An 18,906-nucleotide genomic window follows, 5' to 3' on the forward strand; every position below is an offset into this window, starting at 1 on the left:
TAAATAAAAGTGTACGACTCTGTGTGGCTTGTACAAATATAGCCGCTGCGGATTTGTTAGTTAAATAAGCAATAGTTTAAATTCGTGGTAAATAAACGATGCAATTAAGGCATTATAAGCGAAGCGGTAAATGCTGCCGGATCGCTGAAGATTTGATCGATTAATTGTTTTCCGGCAAGAAAATTACTCTCCTGACAAGGTTTATCACGCATTTAAGCGAAGCGTAAACACAATGTCAGGAGAGTGTGGTGCCAAAGGTTATCGAGATTAAATCAGTATTAAGAGGGGAAAGTCTTATTTACGACGACTGATCTTTCCCCCCTTTCTGCCGGCTTCGATGGCACGCTGTGGATCGTTCTTAAAGTTACCGCCACTGACCTGACCACCCTTGCGGCCTGCTTCAGCCGCGCGCTCCTTATCGGCTGCGAAGTTGCCTGAACCCCCACGACGTTGCGTCACTTTTTCTTCCTCTTCAGGTTTCTTCTTTGGATCCTTCATTTTTTTCCTCTCTGTTCATACCCGCATGAAGCAAAAATAAATGTAGCGATGTTTTTACCATAATTAAGCCAGGAATAATCTTAACTTTTAATTTACAGCAAGTTGGTTTTTTAACGATGAGTCAATTCCGGCTGATTTATTCCAGCAAATCATCTGGGGGGAAATTGTTAATATTTTACTTTCATAAAGGGAAGCATTCTTTTAGCATCGCTAATGTGAATCGATGACGTTCTGACAATTAACCGCTGTCGCAATTCTTAAAAACCTTTCTTGCACAGCTGCGCTTACTTGCTACGTTTAATTAAGTTGTTCGCTTGGACTTAATTAGCGCTTCGCTTATTTTCAGATAAACAGCCTGAAAGCGATGAGGTAAGAGCGTGCTGCCGGCTCAGTGACGAGCATCCAACGCGGCTGATGTGCCTGGCCGGTGTCACTTTACTTTGGAGCAAAACATGACGAAGGAATCTGTGTATCTGGACTGGCTGCGCGATGCGCATGCTATGGAAAAACACGCGGAAAGCTTGTTGAAAGCGGCGGTGTTGCGCCTGACGGAGCATCCCGCGTTGCAGACGCGCCTTGAGCAGTATCTTGAGCAAAGTCGTGAACAGCAGCAGCAGGTGAAAACGCTGCTGCGCCAGTATGACAGCAGCTGGTCGGTGCTGAAGGAGTCGTTAGGCCGGATGTCGGCGGTCGGTCAGGCCGCCAGCGATATGCTGCAGGATGAAGAGGGCATCCGTGTGGCCGTCAGCAGCTACGTGTTCTGTAACTATAAAATAGCCACCTACTCGACGTTGCTGGTGGCTGCAGAGCAGGCGGAAGAGGGGGAGGATGTCAGGATCGTGCGGCGCATCCTGCAGCAGGAAAGCCAGATGGCCAGCAGGCTGCTGCAACTGTTGCCACAGGCGGCAGAGGAAGCCATTGTGCTGCGCACGGAACCTGAGCTTTCCGGTACAGATTAAGTCATCCTGCGGCGCGCCCTAGAGATTAATCACCAGTTCCGCCGATTTGCTGCGCGAGCAGCACAAGGCGATGTACTGCTCCGGGGCGCTTTTTTCGCTGTCAGACTGCACGGTATCGCGGTGATCGACCTCTCCGGCGGTGACCCGCGTCAGGCAGGCGCCGCACATGCCCATCTCGCAGGAGAGCGGAACGTCGACGCCATTCTCCAGCAGCACCGTGGCAATGGTTTTGTCAGGCGGAATGGTACATTGCTGCCCACTGCGTGCCAGCGTCACGGTAAAGCCTTCTTCCGCGCCAGCCGTGCGGGCGACGGGTTTGAACGCTTCAGCGTGAATGTTGGCGCTGTCCCAGCCGCGCGCCAGCGCCTGCTGCTGCATGTGCGTCATAAACCCTTCCGGCCCGCACAGGTACAGATGTGTGTCGGCGGCAGCACCAAGCAGTTCAGCCGGTGGATAATCACGTGCGCTGCGGCCTTCGCTGCTGTACCAGATTTCACAAAATCCATGCTGAAAACGCTGCGCCAGTTCGTCGGCAAAAGCTTCATCACCGCGCTGGCGGACAAAGTAATGCAGCACAAAAGGCACGGCGGCGGCCTCCAGCGCCAGCGCCATGGCGTACAGCGGCGTAATGCCAATTCCGGCCGCCAGCAAAATGACTTTAGCGGCCGGTTGCAGAGGAAACAGGTTGCGCGGTGGCGAAATCGCAATCGTCTGGCCGGGGCGCAGCGTGTCGTGCACGTAGCGCGATCCACCGCGCGATTGCCCGTCGCGGGCAATACAAGATTTGGTAGCCGCGCGCGTCATCGCAGCGTCCGGTCAGTGAGTACTGACGTATCAGGCCATCACGCAGGTGGACATCAATGTGCGCACCCGGTTGCCAGTCCGGCAGCGGCTGGCCGTTTTCCGCCACCAGCGTGACACTGAGATTGTGACGTCCCTGACGATAAAGGTCATCCACCACCACATTCAGCAGATCACTCATCGTTGCCTCCTCACACCAGGAAAAATTCGCCGAAGCCCATGCGCTTTAGGCCGCGACGATAAGTAATTGAGCTGCGATCGGCCGGAATATGCGCTTCCAGAGCCAGGTCGAGCGGCAAACGCTCCGGCTGCTGGGTTTCCACCATCAGGCGATCCTCCTCGAACACGCGCTGATTGAAGGCGTGCACCTCTTCGCACCGGGATGTGCAGGTCAAAATTACGCGCGATGGGCGCAAACATGCGCGTTTTGCGCGCCGACACCGGCAACGCGGCATTCATGATCACCAGGTGCGATTCGCCGGGGAAATGAATGGTCAGCGTGGCGGTAAACGGCAGATGCATTTCGAAATGACGCAGCCAGCTAAATCCTTCAGGCGCCTGCTGCGGACTGTCAGCGGCAAAGTTACTCACTGAGCTCCAGTAATCCACGGCAAAACCGGTCTCGGTCTCGACCGGATTATAGCAGGCACCACCTGGTTGTTGGGATCGGCGAAGGTTTCCGTGTGCACCCAGGCGAAGTGCGCCACATCCAGAAAACCTTCCACCTGGCGTCCGGCAAAGCCGTTGACGTCAAAACCGGGGCAGTTGATCTGTTGAAAACCTGCATCATCCCAGTGCGGCATGGTGGGCAGCAGCGCGGGCTGGTCAGCATCCGGCGCGAGGCACACCCAAATCAGACCAAAGCGCTCTTCAACCGCATAACTGATCAGATTAAGCTTGGCCGGAATCGGCTGATCGGGGCTGGACGGGATGCGATTGCAGCGGCCATCGGCACCGAAGCGCAAGCCGTGATAAGGGCAGACGATACCCTCTTCATCATGAAAACCCAGCGTCAGCGGGACGCCACGATGTGGGCAAACGTCGCGTGCCGCTACCACCTTACCCTGCAGACGATACAGCACCAGTTGCTCGTCAAGCAGCACCGCTTTGGTCGGTGCGCCAGCGATATCGCAGGAACGGGCAACCGGGTGCCACTGTCGCGCCAGACGCAGCCAGTCATCAGGTTCAAACGTGCAGTGTGCGGGAGGCGTAATGTTATTCATGTTGTTGTCCTGTCAGGTGCTCACACAAGGCGAAATAGAAGGCTTCATTTTTGTCAGGACATTGTTAATATGCTTGCCTGTGCAAATCCATCAGCAAGAATGCAGCTAGGTGTTGCAAAAAACCGTACAGGTGAGAAATGAGCCCGCTTTGCCGTCTATTTTGCCGAAGTGGCGCGCAGCGGCAGTTTGCGCAAAGCCGCTGAGCAACTGCACGTTTCCGCTTCCGCTATTAACCGGAAGATTCTGCAGGCGGAAGAGAGTTTTTGGTACGCCGCTGTTCGAACGTTTGCCGGAAGGGCTGCGCATGACCACCGCCGGAGAATTACTGTATGACGATGTGATGCGCTGGCAGCGTGAGTTTCGCGTCACGCGGCAGTGCTTTGATGATATTCAGGGACTGAAACGCGGTAACGTAACGGCCGGGCTGGTGCAGCCGCTGACCAAAGGCAGCGTGGCAGACGCCATCGCCGATATCGCACGCCAGCATCAGTGGCTGCGGCTGGAGCTGACGGTGGACAACAGCCACCGCATCAGCCAGATGATTCGCCAGTCGGGAATCGATTTTGGCCTGATTCTCGATCCCGCCGGGCAGAGCGGACTGGAAGTGCTGGCGTTTGCCGAACTGGAGATGGGCGTGGTGATAGCCGCCGACCATCCGCTCAGCATGAGGCCGGTGCTGTCGCTCAGCGAACTCAGTCATGAGCGACATATTGTGCTTGGCGCCGCGCTGATGGTCCATGAACGTGTCGATGCGCTGTACCGCAAGCAGGGGCTGGCGCCGGAAAACATTATCGCCTGTAACGACATCCGCCTGATTCGCAGCCTGATCGCTCAGGGCACCGGCATCAGCGTGCTGAGCCTGCTGGACGTGATGACCGAGGTGCAGGAGAACCAGCTCTGCTTTGTACCGCTCAGGCACAGCGTGATGCGACCGCTGACCCTGGCGCTGTGTACTGCGCCGTCGCGCCAGCTGTCGCGGGCGGCGCAGATGGTGATTCAGCGCATGACCGAGGTGATTAAGGCGATGGCCATCGTAAGGCCCGCAGGCGGGCCGTAATCACGCTCAGTGCCCAGTTTCGGCATGCGGCGCACGGGTTTTTGTGGCACCGGCACCGCCCGAAGGACGGGCGATAATAATACCGAGAATACCGCCGGCAATCAGCGCCATCGCCACAATCAGCAATCCCGAGTGATAACTCTGCGTCGCATCTTTCATTTTTCCCAGCAGCGGCGGTAAACTCAGTCCGACAAAGTTTGCCACCGTATTGATAAAGGCAATCGATGCCGCAGCGGCTACGCCAGCTAATTTTTCTGTGGTCACGACCCAGAATATTGGCGTCAGGGCAAATTTAAGCCCGACGGTGAAGACCAGCAGAATATAGGCGAGCAGCAGGCTGCCCGAATAAATTGCGCCGGTTAATGCGAGGCACGATAAAATTAATGGCAAACCCATATGCCAGGCGCGTTCACCGCTGCGATCGGAATGGCGTCCGTTTAAATACATAAATACGCAGGCCATCACAAAAGGCAGGGCGGATAACAGGCTGATAATAAAATTACTCTGCTCTGAGGCCATGTTTTAATAATCAATGGCATGAACAACGTAATGCCGATGGAGCCGAACGCCTGTAAAAACCACACCAGACTGAGCAATAACACCGTGCGATCTTTTAATGCCTGCAGCCAGGAGTGGTTCTTATTCAGGGTAACGCCTGAATTGTCCTGTTCGAGGCGCTGACGCAGCCAGTGTTTTTGCTGTGTAGTTAACCAGACAGCATCGTCGGGCTTATCGGGTAAGCGCCACAGCACCAGACAACCGAGCAGCACTGCGGGAATGCCTTCCAGCGCGAAAAGCTAGCGCCAGCCTGCGATATCCGCAATGCCATGCATATTGAGAATGGCACCGGAAATGGGCAGACCAATAATCGACGCGCCCACCGATCCCATATAAAAGAAAGACATCGCGCGTGCGCGGTTACTTTTGGGGAACCAGCAGGAAATATAATAGATAATACCCGGCGCAAAACCGACTTCGGCCATACCGAGTAAAAAACGCATCACATATAACTGATTGGCGCTATGAACCAGCGCCATGCCGGTACTGACAATGCCCCAGGTAATCATAATACGTGCTATCCAGCGCCGGGCGCCGACTTTGGTCATAATGACATTGCTGGGAATTTCAAACAGAATGTAGGAAATATAGAACATGCCGACACCGAGGCCGTACATGCTGGTGGTAAGCCCGAGATCGGCATTCATCTGCAGCGCAGCGATAGAGATATTGGTTTTATCGAGATTAGCGACAAAATAACAGATCACGATAAACGGGATGATGCGCTTATTTAATTGACTCAACGTAGAACCAGAAACATCGGAACTTATCATATCCACCTCGTCACGCAGCATTACGCCACTCCGCGCCGGCAGACGGGCGCAAGGGCAGCGATGTCATGAATGATCTGTTTCGCTTGCTAAGCAATAAATGAAGTGCAGCCGAAAATAAAAATTATTTTATTTCGGCCATGCAGCAGCATTAACTATGCCGATAGTGATATTGCACATGAGCGATGTAAATCGTCATGAGCTAGCATTGTAGTACAATCTATTTTGGTTGTGCTACAATAGAGGTCACAGATTGGCTGGCGTTAAACGATCGCGGCGTAATCACCGGTGCCCTCCGGCCATGGCGTGAGCAGGTCGAAGCCGGTATCCGTGACGGCGACAGTGTGCTCCCACTGCGCGGACAGGGAGCGATCTTTGGTCACCACCGTCCAGCCATCAGACAGCACGCTAGTGCCCGCTTTGCCGGCGTTAATCATGGGCTCAATGGTAAAAATCATGCCAGCCTGCAGCGCCAGCCCCTGGCCCGGCGTGCCGTAATGCAGGATTTGTGGATCGCCGTGGTAGATCTCGCCAACGCCGTGACCGCAATACTCGCGTACCACGGAAAAACCGGCCTTTTCGGCGACCTGCTGAATAGCCGCACCGATATCGCCCAGCGTTGCACCGGGTTTCACCACCCGAATGCCTGCCACCATTGATTCATACGTCACGTCAACCAGGCGCTTAGCGCGTACCGAAGGCTGACCGACGAAATACATGCGGCTGGTGTCGCCGTACCAGCCATCTTTGATGATCGCCACATCGATATTTACGATGTCACCGTCTTTGAGCTTTTTCTCGCCCGGAATACCGTGGCACACCACGTGATTGACCGAGGTGCATACGGTACGGGTATAACCCTGATAGCCAATGTTAGCCGGAATGACCTTTAGCTCATTGACAATATAGTCGTGACAGCGGCGATCCAGTTCATCGGTGGTAACGCCGGGTTTCACCCAGGGCGCGATCATCTCCAATACTTTGGCGGCGTCGTGACCGGCGGCGCGCGCCCGTTCAATCTCTTCAGCGGTATGCAGTTTAATACTCATTGCGCGATTCCCTGCGGAATAAAGGAAGGTTGGTCAAGCAGCTGCGCCAGTTCAGCGCCGCCATCACGTTCGACCCGCATCAGCAGGCGCGTCAGTTCCTGATGGCTCAGCTGCGGATAAAGTTCGGCCAGCATGCCGATTTTCATCCAGTGCTCCGCCTGCGCATTGATCGAACGACTGAGCGCCGTGCTGGCGATGCGCAGGTTCTCATGCATTAAATCCGAAATTTTGACGATACCCATGGCTGGCCTTTATATGAAACGTATATGATACATATATAGGTTAAGCGGTGGGGTGGAATTTTGCAAAGGGCTCATGCGCGGAGGGCAATGGCAGGCAATAAAAAAGCCCGCTGCGCGGGCTTGATAAGAACTGATTAATGCGGAATCTCAGAGACCTCTTTGACATCCGCTTTGTTGATCTGCTGTTTGACACCATTGGCATCAACGTAGCCCAGCAGTCCGCTTTCCACTTCCTGCGGTTTACCATCGCTGACAATGGTACGGCCATCATTGGTATGAATGGCGTAGCTGGTACGGGTACAGCCGGTTAGGGCGCTCAGTGCCACAATGGCTGCCAGTGGTAACAAAATCACTTTTTTCATGTCGCTCTCCCTATCGAGTAGATCAGTTGTTCAGTTCACTCATATTGGTGATCTGGTCACGGTTAATCTGTTCTGTTTTACCGGTTTGCGCATCTTTATAAGAGACCAGGCCAGTATCACTATCCACCTGTGGCTTACCATCGGTGACGATAGTGCGTCCGTCGGTGGTTTTAATCGCCTGATTCGATGAATCAGCCGGCGATGGCAAAAATCGACGTCAATAACACAGCCGCTACAGTCAGTTTCTTCATAGTAATTTCCCTGATTGGTCTGAAGTCCAGCTATAAGCGTAGAACAAAATCCGGATTCTGGTCTGACCTGACTCGCTTTCTTTGCACAATTAATGCGGTTTAGCGTGCAATTGATGAGGAGGAAATTACCAGGCGCGGCTAATGTGTTTCGCCGCGTATATTGGGATGCAAGATAGCATTGCGATATTACTCAGCGGCCAGGCCGGCCAAGCAGCAGAGAAAAAATAGCCTTGTAATGCGTTTTCAATATCATATCGTCGCACTGGTCGATACGTGCTATTAGCGTGACAAACAGGTTTTTTCGGTTCAGCAACTTGCCGCTACACAAAATTTCCTGCATCAGCGTGCCAAGTAACTCATGCTGCTTTACCTGCAGCGATCCACCAGTCCATGGTAATGCATCTTCAGAATTATTATGAAAAGGATCGTATCGCATCATCATTACCCTGATAGCAGTGCGTTAATTCAGCTTTTTGGCCAGCAGCCTGATCGCATTATCGCAGGCCTGCTGGATGGCCGGATTCTCCGAGCGCAAGCCCGTGCGATACAGCGCGCCAATTATTTGCTGAACAGATAAGGTTTCACCCGGTTTTACAATCTGTGTGACGACTTTGCCCAATAAAAGATAGATCTCATCGGCATCTTCTAATTCATCGTGCTTCACTCAACCCCCGGAACAAATAAACATAAATCTAAGTAATATGTTACTGACTGATAAATATTATTAAGCGCGCTATTCCAGGGTTCAAAAAGTTATCGCGGCGAATATTAATTAGGAAACGCCTACTTCCTAATAGGCCAGCCGAATCAGTCCAGAATGCTGAGCACCATATTAATGGTTTCTTTGCCATTAGTCACATCCTGAATTTTGCCTACCACGCGCATGCCAAATGCGACGCAAAGCAGCAGTCCGGCAGCGGTGTCGGCATCCAGTCGTGGCGAAATCGAGCCGTCCTCTTGTCCCTGCTCAACCAGCGAAGTCAGGAAGTTGCGGTTGCGCAATACCGCTTCACGTACCAGCTGGGATAACTCTTCGTCCAGCGTTTGCAGCTCCACTGTACTGCCAACCACCAGGCAGCCGCGTCTGCCCTCGATCTCGCTGGCTGAGTCGAGATAAAACTGCAGCAGCTCAGCAATGCGCGCCCGGCCGGTCGGGTACTGTTGCAAACGGGCGCGCAGGTCCACATTGCGCAGCAGGATGTAGCGCTCAAACACCCGCAGAAACAGGGAACGTTTATCCTGAAACGCTTTATAGATACTGCCCGCCGTCAGGTTCATCGCTTCACCTAAATCGGCAATCGAGGCCGCATGAAAACCCTTCTGGCGGAACACGATCATGGCGCTGTCGAGCGCTTCGTCGATATTAAAATTGCGCGGTCTGCCGCGCTCTCTGGCAGCCGGCGCCGGATTGGGTTTACTGGTCATAAAGCGGGCTATTTAGAATGAATCGTTTCCAAATTATCCGGCTTATCGATGACAGGGTCAAATCCTGCACAAACGCATAGCGCGGTAGATGATAATCGACAGCGAACCGCGTTAATGTTCAGCCCTGATAGTTGAGAATTTTTGACCGCCGAAGGATGATAAACCTTTTGCCGGGCCGGGACCTTTTCATGCTGATCTCCACTGAGGATACGCGCACTTTCAACACCGACATTCGCCTGGCGGCGACGCTGGCCGCCGTGGCGGGCGCACTGAATACTGCGGCGTTCGAAACGGTTGGTTTCTTCTCCGCCAACATGACCGGTAACGTCTCGTCACTGTCCGATCATCTGGCGAAAGCCAATCTGCATATCGGACTGTTTTTCCTGCTGATTGTGCTGTTGTTCATCGCCGGTTCATCGGTCTCCACGCTGATCATCAATTCCGGCCGCAGGCGGCAGATACGCGGGATCTACGCCATCAATATTCTGCTGGAGGGCATTGCGTTGCTGGTGCTGGGGATTGTCGAAAGCGGCTTTCATTTCAGCGAGGGCGGCGTGTTACTGATTCTCAGCCTGAGCTTTCTGATGGGCCTGCAAAATGCGGTGGTAACGCGCATCTCCAATGCTCGCGTGCGCACGACGCACGTCTCCGGCACGTCAACCGATATCGGCATTGAGCTGGCGATGCTGTTCGACGTGCTGCGTCGCAAAGAGTCACCGAAAGACGCGCCGCTGTACATTGAACGGCTAAAACTGCATTGCTACACCGTGCTGGCGTTTCTCGCTGGCGGCGTGCTGGGCATTCTGCTGCTGCAGTGGCTAAGCTACGCGCTGCTGATCGTCATTGGGTTACTGCTCAGCGCGCTGGCGCTGTCGGCGCTGAAACGTGCGGGCAGCAACCCGCTTCACGCCCGCTAAGGAAGGGAATCATGATCTCGCTCGACGACCGCCTGCAAGCCATCTGGCAGCTGCTTAGCACTGCCACCACTTCGCGTTCGGCTTTCACCCTGATGCAGCTGACGGCCAGCCCAGCCTGCGCTCCGTGGTGATACGGCAGTTTTTGCCCGCGCTGCCGGCCCTGCGTTTTACCGCCGATCGGCGCAGCTCCAAAATGCAGGATATTGCAGCCCAGCTGCACGTGGCGTTACTGGCTTATGACGCCGCCAATAGCGTTCAGCTCAGGCTGGCGGGCACGGCTCAGCGCGTTGACGATGTACAACAGCGTGCCGCAGCTTGGCATACATTGCGCCCGCATTCACACGCGTTGTTTCAGTCACCCGTCAGGCCGGGCAGCGTGATTGCCCATCCTGATGAAGCACTGCCTGCCAGCGCGCAAAAGGTGGGCAACGGGCCCGACGAGCACTTCGCGCTGGTACAGATCACCTTGCACAGCGTGGAGTGGCTGGATGTCAGCCGCGAGCCCCATCAGCGCGCGCGATTCGAGGCCACTGCGGATGGCTGGCAGGGCAGCTGGCGCGTGCCCTGAGGTTTATTGTTCCGCCGGTGTTTTTGCCTGACGCGGGCGGCCAGCCGCACCGGCGCACACCAGCGCCAGCAGCACCATGATCAGTACCGGCAGCATCGCCATGCGCAATCCGGCATGTTCGCCGATAAAGCCAAGTCCGGGCGGGCCGACCAGAAACGCCAGATAACCCAGCGTAGCCGCAATCGTGACGCGCACCGCGCTGTTATGGCCATCGCCCGCAGCCGAGACCGTTAGCGGGAAGCCGAGTTACGCGCCGACGCCCCAGAACAGCACGGCCGCCGCAGCCAGCCATGCGTTATCGGAGAAAATCACCAGCGTCAGCCCCTGTGCCGCCGAGAATGCGCCGGCGCGCAGTACCCAGACACGGCCAAGACGATCAACCACCAAGCCCACCGAGGAAGCGCCCCAGCGTCATGCCGGCGGTGAAGCCCGCGTAGACCAGCGTGCTTTGTGTATGATTGAGATTATGGCCGTCGATCATCAGTAACGGCAGCCAGTCGTTAGCCGAGCCTTCCGCCAGCGCCAGAATCACCACGCCGAGCACCAGCAACTGGCGGTCACGCAGTTCACGTCCAACCTAGGCCAGAAAGCCGCCATGATGCGGCTGTTCACTGCGTTCGCTGTCGCTGGTGGCGGGCAGATGGCGCAGCGCTAGGGCGGCAATCAGCAGGTTAACCAGCAGCACCACGCTAGGCTGTGTCCCTTAATCACCTGAGATATAGTAACTACCTGTTTCCACAACACATTGAACTATGGCTCGCTACGACCATCCCGATGAAGCATGGACTATCATCCAGCCCTTATTACCTGCTGAACCAGCAACACCACGGGCCGGACGTCCATGGGCTGAACATCGTATGATCATCAACGGCATGTTCTGGGTGCTGTGTTCAGGCGCACCATGGCGCTATTTGCCTGAGCGATATGGCCCATGGAAGACCGTTTATAACCGTTTTAATCGATGGTCTAAATCGGGAGTGATTAACATTATTTTCAACAGGTTACTTTCTTCTCTTGATGCTCATGGTCTCGCTGACTGGTCCGCAACTGCGCTGGATGGCAGCAATATCCGGGCACTCAGGTGCGCCGCCGGGGCGCAAAAAAACATTCCGATATCGCCGGAGATAATGGGCTGGGTCGCTCTCGCGGTGGTTTTGGCACCAAAATCCATCTGGCGACAGACGGAAGCGGTCTGCCGTTAAATATCGTACTGAGTCCCGGTCAGGCTCACGAAAGCCAGTTTGCACAACGTCTTCTGGACGGTATTGGTGTTCAGCGCCGGAACGGCAGCATGAAGCGTCGTGGCCATGCAGTGCTGGCTGACAAAGCCTACTCCGGACAAAAGAATACCGCCGCATTGCCACACGTTATGACAAAACGGCGAGGAATTATCTGGCGATGGTGAAACTGGGATGCATCCGGCTGTTTTACAAAAGGTTATGTAATTAAAGGACACAGCCTAGTAATCAGGAATGATGGCTTACGTACCGGTTGATCGTTCTCTTCACGGAAGCTGACTTTATCAGACAGACTCGCGATATCGGTCAGCAGAGTACGGATCTCTGCGGATTTTGCGCCATCGTCCAGTGTGGCAATCAACTCAACCGGTTTCGTTAGTTTCTCAAGGTAGGCCTTGAGCTGGGTTTTTAAATTGGTGTCGAGCATAGTGAGTTCCTGTGAAGAAAATCGGGTGCCGCAGCACCCGATGGAAGAAAGATCAAAGGGCGTAGGTGACTTAGATTTTGCCAACCAGGTCCAGTGATGGAGCCAGCGTTGCGTCGCCTTCTTTCCATTTAGCCGGGCAAACTTCACCTGGGTGAGAAGCCACATACTGAGCCGCTTTCACTTTACGCAGCAGATCAGACGCGTCACGGCCGATGCCTTCTGCAGTGATTTCGATGGCCTGGATGATGCCTTCTGGGTCAACGATGAAGGTACCGCGGTCAGCCAGACCTTCTGCTTCACGCATGATTTCGAAGTTACGGGTCAGAGCACCGGTCGGGTCGCCGATCATCGCGTACTGGATTTTCGCGATGGTGTCTGAAGAACCGTGCCAGGCTTTGTGGGTAAAGTGCGTGTCAGTTGAAACGGAGTAGATGTCTACACCCAGTTTCTGGAACTCTTCGTAGTGGTCTGCCACGTCACCCAGTTCAGTCGGGCATACAAAGGTGAAGTCAGCCGGGTAGAAGAAGAAAACACTCCATTTACCTTCAACGTCTTTCTCGGTTACGTCGATGAATTCGCCGTTTTTGAATGCAGCGTTTTTGAACGGTTTGATTTTGGTATTGATGATAGACATGGGTGACCTCCGTTAAAAAGATGTGATGCAGGCTACATAATTTTCGGGCCAACTTCTAATATGCAGACGTTATCAATCAGATAATCAAAAGCTATCAAAGTGCCGACGCCAGATTTGATGCGGCTTGCCGCGGCATTCTACACAGAAAAGCCGCAGAGTTAACAGGCTTTATCTTTACGCGCGGCAACTGCTACTTTTGTTGATGCTTGGTGCGCATAAACGCGCCCCCTCCGGATAAGATTTCTGGCGCTGCAGGGTCGCCATTCAGGGTGACCTTGCGTAACGTTGCACGTGTTCAGATGGAGCCCACGTTTGAAAATTCGTTTATTTGAGGAAGCTGACCGCCCTTTTTTACGCACGCTGTTTCTCGCGGCGCGCCGTCATAACTGGACATGGCTGGCCGGCGACGACTGGCAGCTGGAAGATTTCGACGCGATTATTCTCGGTGAAACGGTACTGGTGGCGGAGATCGCCGGCCACCGCGCAGGCTTTGCCGGCGTGATGGACAACGATAATTTTTTGCACAGTTTGTATGTCGATCCGGCCTTTCAGGGCCAGGGCGTCGGCAGTGCGCTGCTGAACGCGGTGCAGCAGCGTTTTACCTCCACCGGCGCGCTGAAATGTCTACTACAGAACGAAGCGGCGCTGCAGTTTTATCAGCAGCACGGCTGGCAGCGCGAAGCGCTGGGAGAGAGCGAACAGGGCCAGTACGTGTTGATGCATCTGCGCTGGCGTCACGCACCAGCGGCAGCTAAGGCTTAAACCGCGCGGAAGGCGATGTCGCCCGGAATCACTTCGCCCTGCCAGTAAAGCTGGGCGGCAACCCGGCCCGCCAGCTGGCGATACAGCGCAGTGAATTCACTCTCCGGACGGCGAATCACGGTCGGTTCACCGTCGTCGAGATCTTCCCGCAGATTAATGTGCAGCGGCAGCTGAGCCAGCAGACGGGTGTGATAATCCTCTGCCAGCTTTTGCGCACCGCTGGTGCCAAAGATTGGCTCGTGATGGCCGCATTCGCTGCAGATGTGGATGCTCATGTTTTCCACCACGCCCAGCACCGGCACGCTAACTTTTTCGAACATCACCATGCCTTTACGCGCATCAATCAGCGCAATGTCCTGCGGCGTGGTCACCACCAGCGCGCCGGTCACCGGCACGTTCTGCGCCAGCGTCAGCTGAATGTCACCGGTGCCCGGCGGCATGTCCAGAATCAGGTAATCGAGATCCGGCCACAGCGTTTCGTTCAGCAGTTGCATCAGCGCCTTGCTGGCCATCGGTCCGCGCCACACCATGGCGTTATCGTCGGTCACCAGATAGCCGATAGAGTTGGTTGCCAGGCCGTGCGCCATGATCGGTGCCATGTGCGTGCCATCCGGCGAGGTGGGTCGCTGCTTTTCGGTGCCGAGCATGTCCGGGATCGACGGGCCGTAAATATCCGCATCGAGAATACCGACGCGCGCCCCTTCGGCCGCCAGCGCCAGCGCCATATTCACAGCGGTGCTGGATTTGCCCACGCCACCTTTACCGGAGCTGACGGCGACGATGTTTTTCACGCCGTTGACGCTCGGCTGATTTTTCACGCGTTTCAGGGTGGCAATGTCATGCCGCAGCCGCCAGTCGATGGCGCGCGTATTGGTCAGGCGCAGCAGTTCCGCGCTGGTCTGGGCTTTCAGCGCCTCAAACGCGCTGGCCCAGGCAAATGGCATCACTAGTTCAATGTGCAGCTTGTCGTCGAGCAGCGCCACGTGGCGAAGCGCTTTGAGGGTAGTCAGATTGTGTTGCAGCGTCGGATGCTCAAACTCGCTCAGCACGCCGATAACCACGGCGCGCAACGCTTCAGGTGAATGATGGTCCCGGGATTGTGCGGTCATCCCAACTCCTTATTTAGTCATGACGCCAGACGATGGCGGTGTGCCATCAATCATATCAGATAGGCGTTAAAAGTGACGTGGCCGAGCTGCTGTGTTTACGCCAGAGGGTGCTTCGGTTAACATTTAAGCCCGATTTTTTATTCACGGAATGCTACGCAAATTATGACTCAAGTCGCTAAAAAACTACTGGTAACGTGCGCCCTGCCGTACGCAAACGGCTCTATCCACTTAGGTCACATGCTTGAACACATTCAGGCTGACGTGTGGGTCCGTTACCAGCGAATGCGTGGCAATCAGGTGTTCTTCATTTGTGCGGACGACGCCCACGGCACGCCGATCATGCTGAAAGCCCAGCAGCTGGGTATCGCGCCGGAGCAGATGATTGCGGAAATGAAGCAGGAGCATGAGACCGATTTCGCGGGTTTCAACATCAGTTACGACAATTACCATTCCACGCACGGCGACGAAAACCGCCAGCTGTCTGAGCTGATTTACACGCGCCTGAAGGAGAACGGTTTCATTAAAAACCGCACTATTTCGCAGCTGTACGATCCGGAAAAAGGCATGTTCCTGCCTGATCGCTTCGTCAAAGGCACCTGTCCGAAATGTAAATCTCCCGATCAGTACGGCGATAACTGCGAAGTGTGCGGCGCGACCTACAGCCCGACTGAGCTAATTGAGCCGAAATCGGTGGTGTCAGGTGCGACGCCGGTAATGCGCGATTCTGAACACTTCTTCTTCGATCTGCCGTCCTTCAGCGCGATGCTGCAGGCGTGGACGCGCTCCGGCGCGCTGCAGGAGCAGGTGGCGAATAAGATGCAGGAGTGGTTTGAAGCCGGTCTGCAACAGTGGGATATCTCCCGCGATGCGCCGTACTTCGGCTTCGAAATCCTTGGCGCGCCGGGCAAATACTTATACGTCTGGCTGGATGCGCCAATCGGCTACATGGGGTCGTTTAAGAACCTGTGCGACAAACGCGGCGACATCGATTTCGACGAGTTCTGGAAGAAAAATTCCAGCACCGAGCTGTATCACTTCATCGGCAAAGACATCGTCTATTTCCACAGCCTGTTCTGGCCAGCGATGCTGGAAGGCAGCAATTTCCGCAAGCCGACCAACCTGTTTGTGCATGGTTATGTCACGGTGAACGGCGCGAAAATGTCGAAATCGCGCGGCACCTTCATCAAAGCCAGCACCTGGCTGCAGCATCTCGATGCCGACAGCCTGCGCTACTACTACGCGGCCAAGCTCTCTTCGCGCATCGACGATATTGACCTCAATCTGGAAGATTTCGTCCAGCGCGTGAATGCTGACATCGTCAATAAAGTGGTGAACCTCGCCTCGCGCAACGCCGGCTTTATCACCAAACGCTTTAACGGCCAGCTGGCAAGCGAACTGGCGGATCAGGCGCTGTATCAGACCTTTGTTGATGCGTCAGAGAAGATCGGTGAAGCCTGGGCCAGCCGCGAATACAACCGTGCGATCCGCGAGATCATGGCGCTGGCCGACCTAGCCAACCGCTACGTTGACGAGCAGGCACCGTGGGTGGTGGCGAAACAGGAAGGCCGCGATGCCGACCTGCAGGCGATTTGCTCCATGGGTATCAACCTGTTCCGCGTGCTGATGACCTGGCTGAAGCCGGTGCTGCCGTCGCTGAGCGAGCGCGCAGAAGCCTTCATGCAAAGCGCACTGAGCTGGGATGGCATTGCGCAGCCGCTGCTCAACCACAGCGTGGCGCCGTTTAAAGCGCTGTATGGTCGTATTGAGATGGCAAAATTGGAGGCGCTGATTGCGGCTTCGAAAGAGGACGCAGCAGCGGCGAACAAGCCGGCGGCAAGCGGTCCGCTGGCCGATGCACCGATTGGCGAGACCATTACCATTGATGACTTCGCCAAAGTCGACATGCGCGTGGCGCTGATCGAGCAGGCTGAGCTGGTGGAAGGCTCCGATAAGCTGCTGCGTCTGCAGCTGGATCTGGGTGGCGAGAAGCGCCAGATTTTCTCCGGCATTCGCGCCGCTTATCCGGATCCGTCGGTGCTGGTGGGTAAGATGATCATCATCGTCGCCAACCTGGCGCCGCGCAAAATGCGTTTCGGCGTGTCCGAGGGCATGGTGCTGTCTGCCGGACCTGGCGGCAAAGATCTGTTTGTGCTGTCAGTGGATAGCAGCGCGCAGCCGGGTATGCCGGTGAAGTAAGGGTTAGTGCGCTCTGCCCCTCACCCTAACCCTCTCCCGCTTACGGGAGAGGGAACCGCTGAGTGCGAGGTTTGGGTTCAGAGCAGGCCTGCACATAATGAAACACCGCACAAGGATACCCCCTCTCCCGCCTGCGGGAGAGGGCTGGGGTGAGGGGAAAACCGCACCGCGCTTATCGCACTAACATCACACAGCGATAAATCTCCGCCATAACCGCCTCAAACTCATTAATCACCTGATGATTCCAGAAGCGAATCACGCGCCAGCCGCAGCGCTGTAAATACGCCGTGCGCCGGGCATCGTAAGCCTGAGCTTCCGGCGTATTGTGCTGTCCACCATCCAGTTCCACGATCAGCGATCGCTCAACACAGGCAAAATCAACGATATACCCTCCAACTGGATGCTGGCGGCGAAACTTCGCGCTACACACATTTCGTGTTGCGTAAATAACTCCATAGTTTTTGCTCGGCTTGCGGCATCGCCTTTCGCAGCGCGCGCTGCGGTTGCACGGTGTGGTTCATCGCTGCTCCTTCGCTCTACGCACCAGCTTACGCCGCTTTGCTCAGCTTCAAAGCACCGGTGTTGAAATCCTGAATCTGCATTCCAGTGTGATCGCTAGCACGCTAAGCGCTTAATGCGTATGATGAAGCGCCACGAAAACAGGAGCCTGACATGCCCACCGTGCTATCTGCCTGCTGGCGCTATCTGCGCGCCTTTGCCATCGTCTATGCCGCGCTGTATGCCGGCAACGGCCTTGCAGCCCTGCTGCCATTTACCATTCCCGGCAGCATCCTTGGCATGCTGTTGCTGTTTGCCCTGCTGGCGCTGCAGATTATCCCGGTGACGTGGGTGAAACCCGGCTGTCAGCTGTTGATCCGCTACATGGTGCTGCTGTTTGTGCCGATCAGCGTTGGCGTGATGGGCTACACCGATATTCTCAGCGCACAGTTTGGTCCGATTGTCGTCTCCTGCATGGTCAGCACCCTGCTGGTGTTGCTAATTGTCGGCCTGAGCGCCGAGCGCCTGCAGCGTCCGAAGGAGTCCGGCCATGAGTGACGCCTGGTGGTCACTGCCACTTACCGTGGTGGCGTATCTGCTGGCACGCCGTCTGGCAGCCAAAATCAACCTATCCATCGTCAATCCGCTGTTGGTGGCCATGGCGATCATTATTCCACTGCTGTTGCTGACGCACCTACCCTACGCGCGCTATTTTGCCGGCAGCGCGCTGCTCAATCAGCTGCTGCAGCCCGCCGTGGTGGCGCTGGCGCTGTATGAGCAGATGCACCAGATTCGCGCGCGCTGGAAAACCATCATTAGCGTCTGTTTTATCGGCAGCATTACCGCCATGGTGTCAGGCACGGCGATCGCGCTTTGGATGGGGGCGACGCCGGAAATCGCGGCTACCATCCTGCCGAAGTCGGTGACCACGCCCATCGCCATGGCAGTGTCGGGCTCGCTACACGGTATTCCGGCCATCAGCGCCATTTGCGTGTTGATTGCTGGCGTACTGGGCGCGGTGTTTGGTCACATGCTGCTCAATCTGTTTAAAGTGCGCAGCAAGTCCTCACGCGGGCTGGCGATTGGCAACGCGTCACATGCGCTCGGCACCGCACGCGCCGCGGAGATTGACTATCAGGAAGGCGCCTTCACAGTTCACTGGCGCTGGTAATCTGCGGCATCATCACCTCGTTACTGGCGCCTTTCATTTTTCCTTTGCTGATGCGCTGGCTGGGATAAAACTTGCGAGAGATCTCGCAAAGTTGAAACAAGCCAATCAGCTTGCATTGTCATAGCGACATGGATCACATATAAACCTTGAGGCAGCGCTTCGCCGCTGACGAGTTAATGAGGCCATAACAT

General features: G+C 55.4%; 17 protein-coding genes and 8 pseudogenes. 9 read left to right on the forward strand and 16 right to left on the reverse strand.

What is annotated here, in order from left to right; translation table 11 throughout:
• Positions 1 to 294: 294 nt before the first annotated feature.
• On the reverse strand, positions 295 to 459 hold the full coding sequence (locus tag AC6I8M_RS01795; protein ID WP_010615780.1) for a con-10 family general stress protein: 165 nt from the start codon (positions 457 to 459) through the stop codon (positions 295 to 297).
• A gap of 491 nt (positions 460 to 950) precedes the next feature.
• On the opposite strand from AC6I8M_RS01795, the gene AC6I8M_RS01800 reads away from it, so the two are divergent.
• On the forward strand, positions 951 to 1,457 hold the full coding sequence (locus AC6I8M_RS01800; RefSeq protein WP_041387188.1) for a YciE/YciF ferroxidase family protein: 507 nt from the start codon (positions 951 to 953) through the stop codon (positions 1,455 to 1,457).
• 18 nt (positions 1,458 to 1,475) lie between these two features.
• On the opposite strand, the pseudogene AC6I8M_RS01805 reads toward AC6I8M_RS01800, so the two are convergent.
• Positions 1,476 to 2,439: pseudogene (locus AC6I8M_RS01805) on the reverse strand (PDR/VanB family oxidoreductase).
• 10 nt (positions 2,440 to 2,449) lie between these two features.
• A pseudogene (gene hpxD, locus AC6I8M_RS01810) lies at positions 2,450 to 3,481 on the reverse strand (molybdenum cofactor-independent xanthine hydroxylase subunit HpxD).
• 168 nt (positions 3,482 to 3,649) lie between these two features.
• Between hpxD and AC6I8M_RS01815 the strand changes: the two are divergent.
• Positions 3,650 to 4,538 (forward strand): annotated as a pseudogene (locus AC6I8M_RS01815) (LysR family transcriptional regulator).
• Positions 4,539 to 4,544: 6 nt separating this feature from the next.
• Here AC6I8M_RS01815 and AC6I8M_RS01820 read toward each other — a convergent pair.
• The 8 genes and pseudogenes from AC6I8M_RS01820 to AC6I8M_RS01855 all read right to left on the reverse strand — a co-directional run bounded on the left by AC6I8M_RS01820 (position 4,545) and on the right by AC6I8M_RS01855 (position 9,195).
• Positions 4,545 to 5,869: pseudogene (locus AC6I8M_RS01820) on the reverse strand (MFS transporter).
• Between the two features lie 260 nt (positions 5,870 to 6,129).
• The gene (gene map / locus AC6I8M_RS01825) at positions 6,130 to 6,915 is read right to left on the reverse strand and encodes a type I methionyl aminopeptidase (RefSeq protein ID WP_010615786.1); all 786 of its coding nucleotides are present in this window, start codon (positions 6,913 to 6,915) and stop codon (positions 6,130 to 6,132) included.
• Complete coding sequence (locus AC6I8M_RS01830) at positions 6,912 to 7,157, reverse strand: ParD-like family protein (protein WP_010615787.1); 246 nt, start codon at positions 7,155 to 7,157, stop codon at positions 6,912 to 6,914. The genes map and AC6I8M_RS01830 overlap by 4 nt, the downstream gene beginning before the upstream one ends.
• A gap of 134 nt (positions 7,158 to 7,291) precedes the next feature.
• The gene (locus AC6I8M_RS01835) at positions 7,292 to 7,519 is read right to left on the reverse strand and encodes a YgdI/YgdR family lipoprotein (protein WP_010615788.1); all 228 of its coding nucleotides are present in this window, start codon (positions 7,517 to 7,519) and stop codon (positions 7,292 to 7,294) included.
• A gap of 22 nt (positions 7,520 to 7,541) precedes the next feature.
• Complete coding sequence (locus AC6I8M_RS01840) at positions 7,542 to 7,727, reverse strand: YgdI/YgdR family lipoprotein (RefSeq protein ID WP_010615789.1); 186 nt, start codon at positions 7,725 to 7,727, stop codon at positions 7,542 to 7,544.
• 233 nt (positions 7,728 to 7,960) lie between these two features.
• Positions 7,961 to 8,212: a biofilm development regulator YmgB/AriR family protein gene (locus tag AC6I8M_RS01845; protein WP_498013646.1), complete on the reverse strand. Its 252-nt coding sequence runs from the start codon at positions 8,210 to 8,212 to the stop codon at positions 7,961 to 7,963.
• Positions 8,213 to 8,230: 18 nt separating this feature from the next.
• Positions 8,231 to 8,434, reverse strand: coding sequence for a hypothetical protein (locus tag AC6I8M_RS01850; protein WP_010615791.1), 204 nt, complete (start codon positions 8,432 to 8,434; stop codon positions 8,231 to 8,233).
• 143 nt (positions 8,435 to 8,577) lie between these two features.
• On the reverse strand, positions 8,578 to 9,195 hold the full coding sequence (locus AC6I8M_RS01855) for a TetR/AcrR family transcriptional regulator (RefSeq protein WP_010615792.1): 618 nt from the start codon (positions 9,193 to 9,195) through the stop codon (positions 8,578 to 8,580).
• Positions 9,196 to 9,383: 188 nt separating this feature from the next.
• Here AC6I8M_RS01855 and AC6I8M_RS01860 point away from each other — a divergent pair, with 188 nt between their 5' ends.
• Positions 9,384 to 10,112, forward strand: a complete 729-nt coding sequence (locus AC6I8M_RS01860) for a YoaK family protein (RefSeq protein WP_010615793.1) — start codon at positions 9,384 to 9,386, stop codon at positions 10,110 to 10,112.
• Between the two features lie 127 nt (positions 10,113 to 10,239).
• Entirely contained in the window at positions 10,240 to 10,680 is a 441-nt protein-coding gene (locus AC6I8M_RS01865; RefSeq protein ID WP_498013789.1) for a pyridoxamine 5'-phosphate oxidase family protein, read from the forward strand.
• 3 nt (positions 10,681 to 10,683) lie between these two features.
• On the opposite strand, the pseudogene AC6I8M_RS01870 reads toward AC6I8M_RS01865, so the two are convergent.
• Positions 10,684 to 11,242: pseudogene (locus AC6I8M_RS01870) on the reverse strand (MFS transporter); the annotation flags it as partial.
• Between the two features lie 190 nt (positions 11,243 to 11,432).
• Here AC6I8M_RS01870 and AC6I8M_RS01875 point away from each other — a divergent pair.
• Positions 11,433 to 12,129: pseudogene (locus AC6I8M_RS01875) on the forward strand (IS5 family transposase).
• Between the two features lie 12 nt (positions 12,130 to 12,141).
• On the opposite strand, the pseudogene AC6I8M_RS01880 reads toward AC6I8M_RS01875, so the two are convergent.
• Positions 12,142 to 12,345: pseudogene (locus AC6I8M_RS01880) on the reverse strand (alkyl hydroperoxide reductase subunit F); the annotation flags it as partial.
• Positions 12,346 to 12,415: 70 nt separating this feature from the next.
• The gene (gene ahpC / locus AC6I8M_RS01885; protein ID WP_010617942.1) at positions 12,416 to 12,979 is read right to left on the reverse strand and encodes an alkyl hydroperoxide reductase subunit C; all 564 of its coding nucleotides are present in this window, start codon (positions 12,977 to 12,979) and stop codon (positions 12,416 to 12,418) included.
• A 312-nt stretch (positions 12,980 to 13,291) separates the two neighbouring features.
• Between ahpC and AC6I8M_RS01890 the strand changes: the two genes are divergently transcribed.
• The gene (locus tag AC6I8M_RS01890; protein ID WP_010617943.1) at positions 13,292 to 13,741 is read left to right on the forward strand and encodes a GNAT family N-acetyltransferase; all 450 of its coding nucleotides are present in this window, start codon (positions 13,292 to 13,294) and stop codon (positions 13,739 to 13,741) included.
• On the opposite strand, the gene apbC is transcribed toward AC6I8M_RS01890, so the two are convergent.
• The gene (gene apbC / locus AC6I8M_RS01895) at positions 13,738 to 14,850 is read right to left on the reverse strand and encodes an iron-sulfur cluster carrier protein ApbC (RefSeq protein WP_010617944.1); all 1,113 of its coding nucleotides are present in this window, start codon (positions 14,848 to 14,850) and stop codon (positions 13,738 to 13,740) included. The two genes, AC6I8M_RS01890 and apbC, sit on opposite strands and share 4 nt — an antisense overlap.
• Before the next feature lie 162 nt (positions 14,851 to 15,012).
• Here apbC and metG point away from each other — a divergent pair, with 162 nt between their 5' ends.
• Positions 15,013 to 17,046 carry a methionine--tRNA ligase gene (gene metG, locus AC6I8M_RS01900; RefSeq protein WP_010617945.1) on the forward strand — a complete coding sequence of 678 codons (2,034 nt, stop codon included), beginning with the start codon at positions 15,013 to 15,015 and terminating at the stop codon, positions 17,044 to 17,046.
• A 172-nt stretch (positions 17,047 to 17,218) separates the two neighbouring features.
• Here metG and AC6I8M_RS01905 read toward each other — a convergent pair whose 3' ends face one another.
• Entirely contained in the window at positions 17,219 to 17,476 is a 258-nt protein-coding gene (locus AC6I8M_RS01905; RefSeq protein WP_010617946.1) for an endonuclease domain-containing protein, read from the reverse strand.
• A gap of 242 nt (positions 17,477 to 17,718) precedes the next feature.
• On the opposite strand from AC6I8M_RS01905, the gene AC6I8M_RS01910 reads away from it, so the two are divergent.
• Positions 17,719 to 18,102, forward strand: a complete 384-nt coding sequence (locus AC6I8M_RS01910) for a CidA/LrgA family protein (RefSeq protein WP_010617947.1) — start codon at positions 17,719 to 17,721, stop codon at positions 18,100 to 18,102.
• Positions 18,095 to 18,783, forward strand: a pseudogene (locus AC6I8M_RS01915) (CidB/LrgB family autolysis modulator). The gene AC6I8M_RS01910 and the pseudogene AC6I8M_RS01915 overlap by 8 nt, the downstream one beginning before the upstream one ends.
• Positions 18,784 to 18,906: the final 123 nt, after the last annotated feature.

This window comes from Type-A symbiont of Plautia stali, assembly GCF_059731155.1.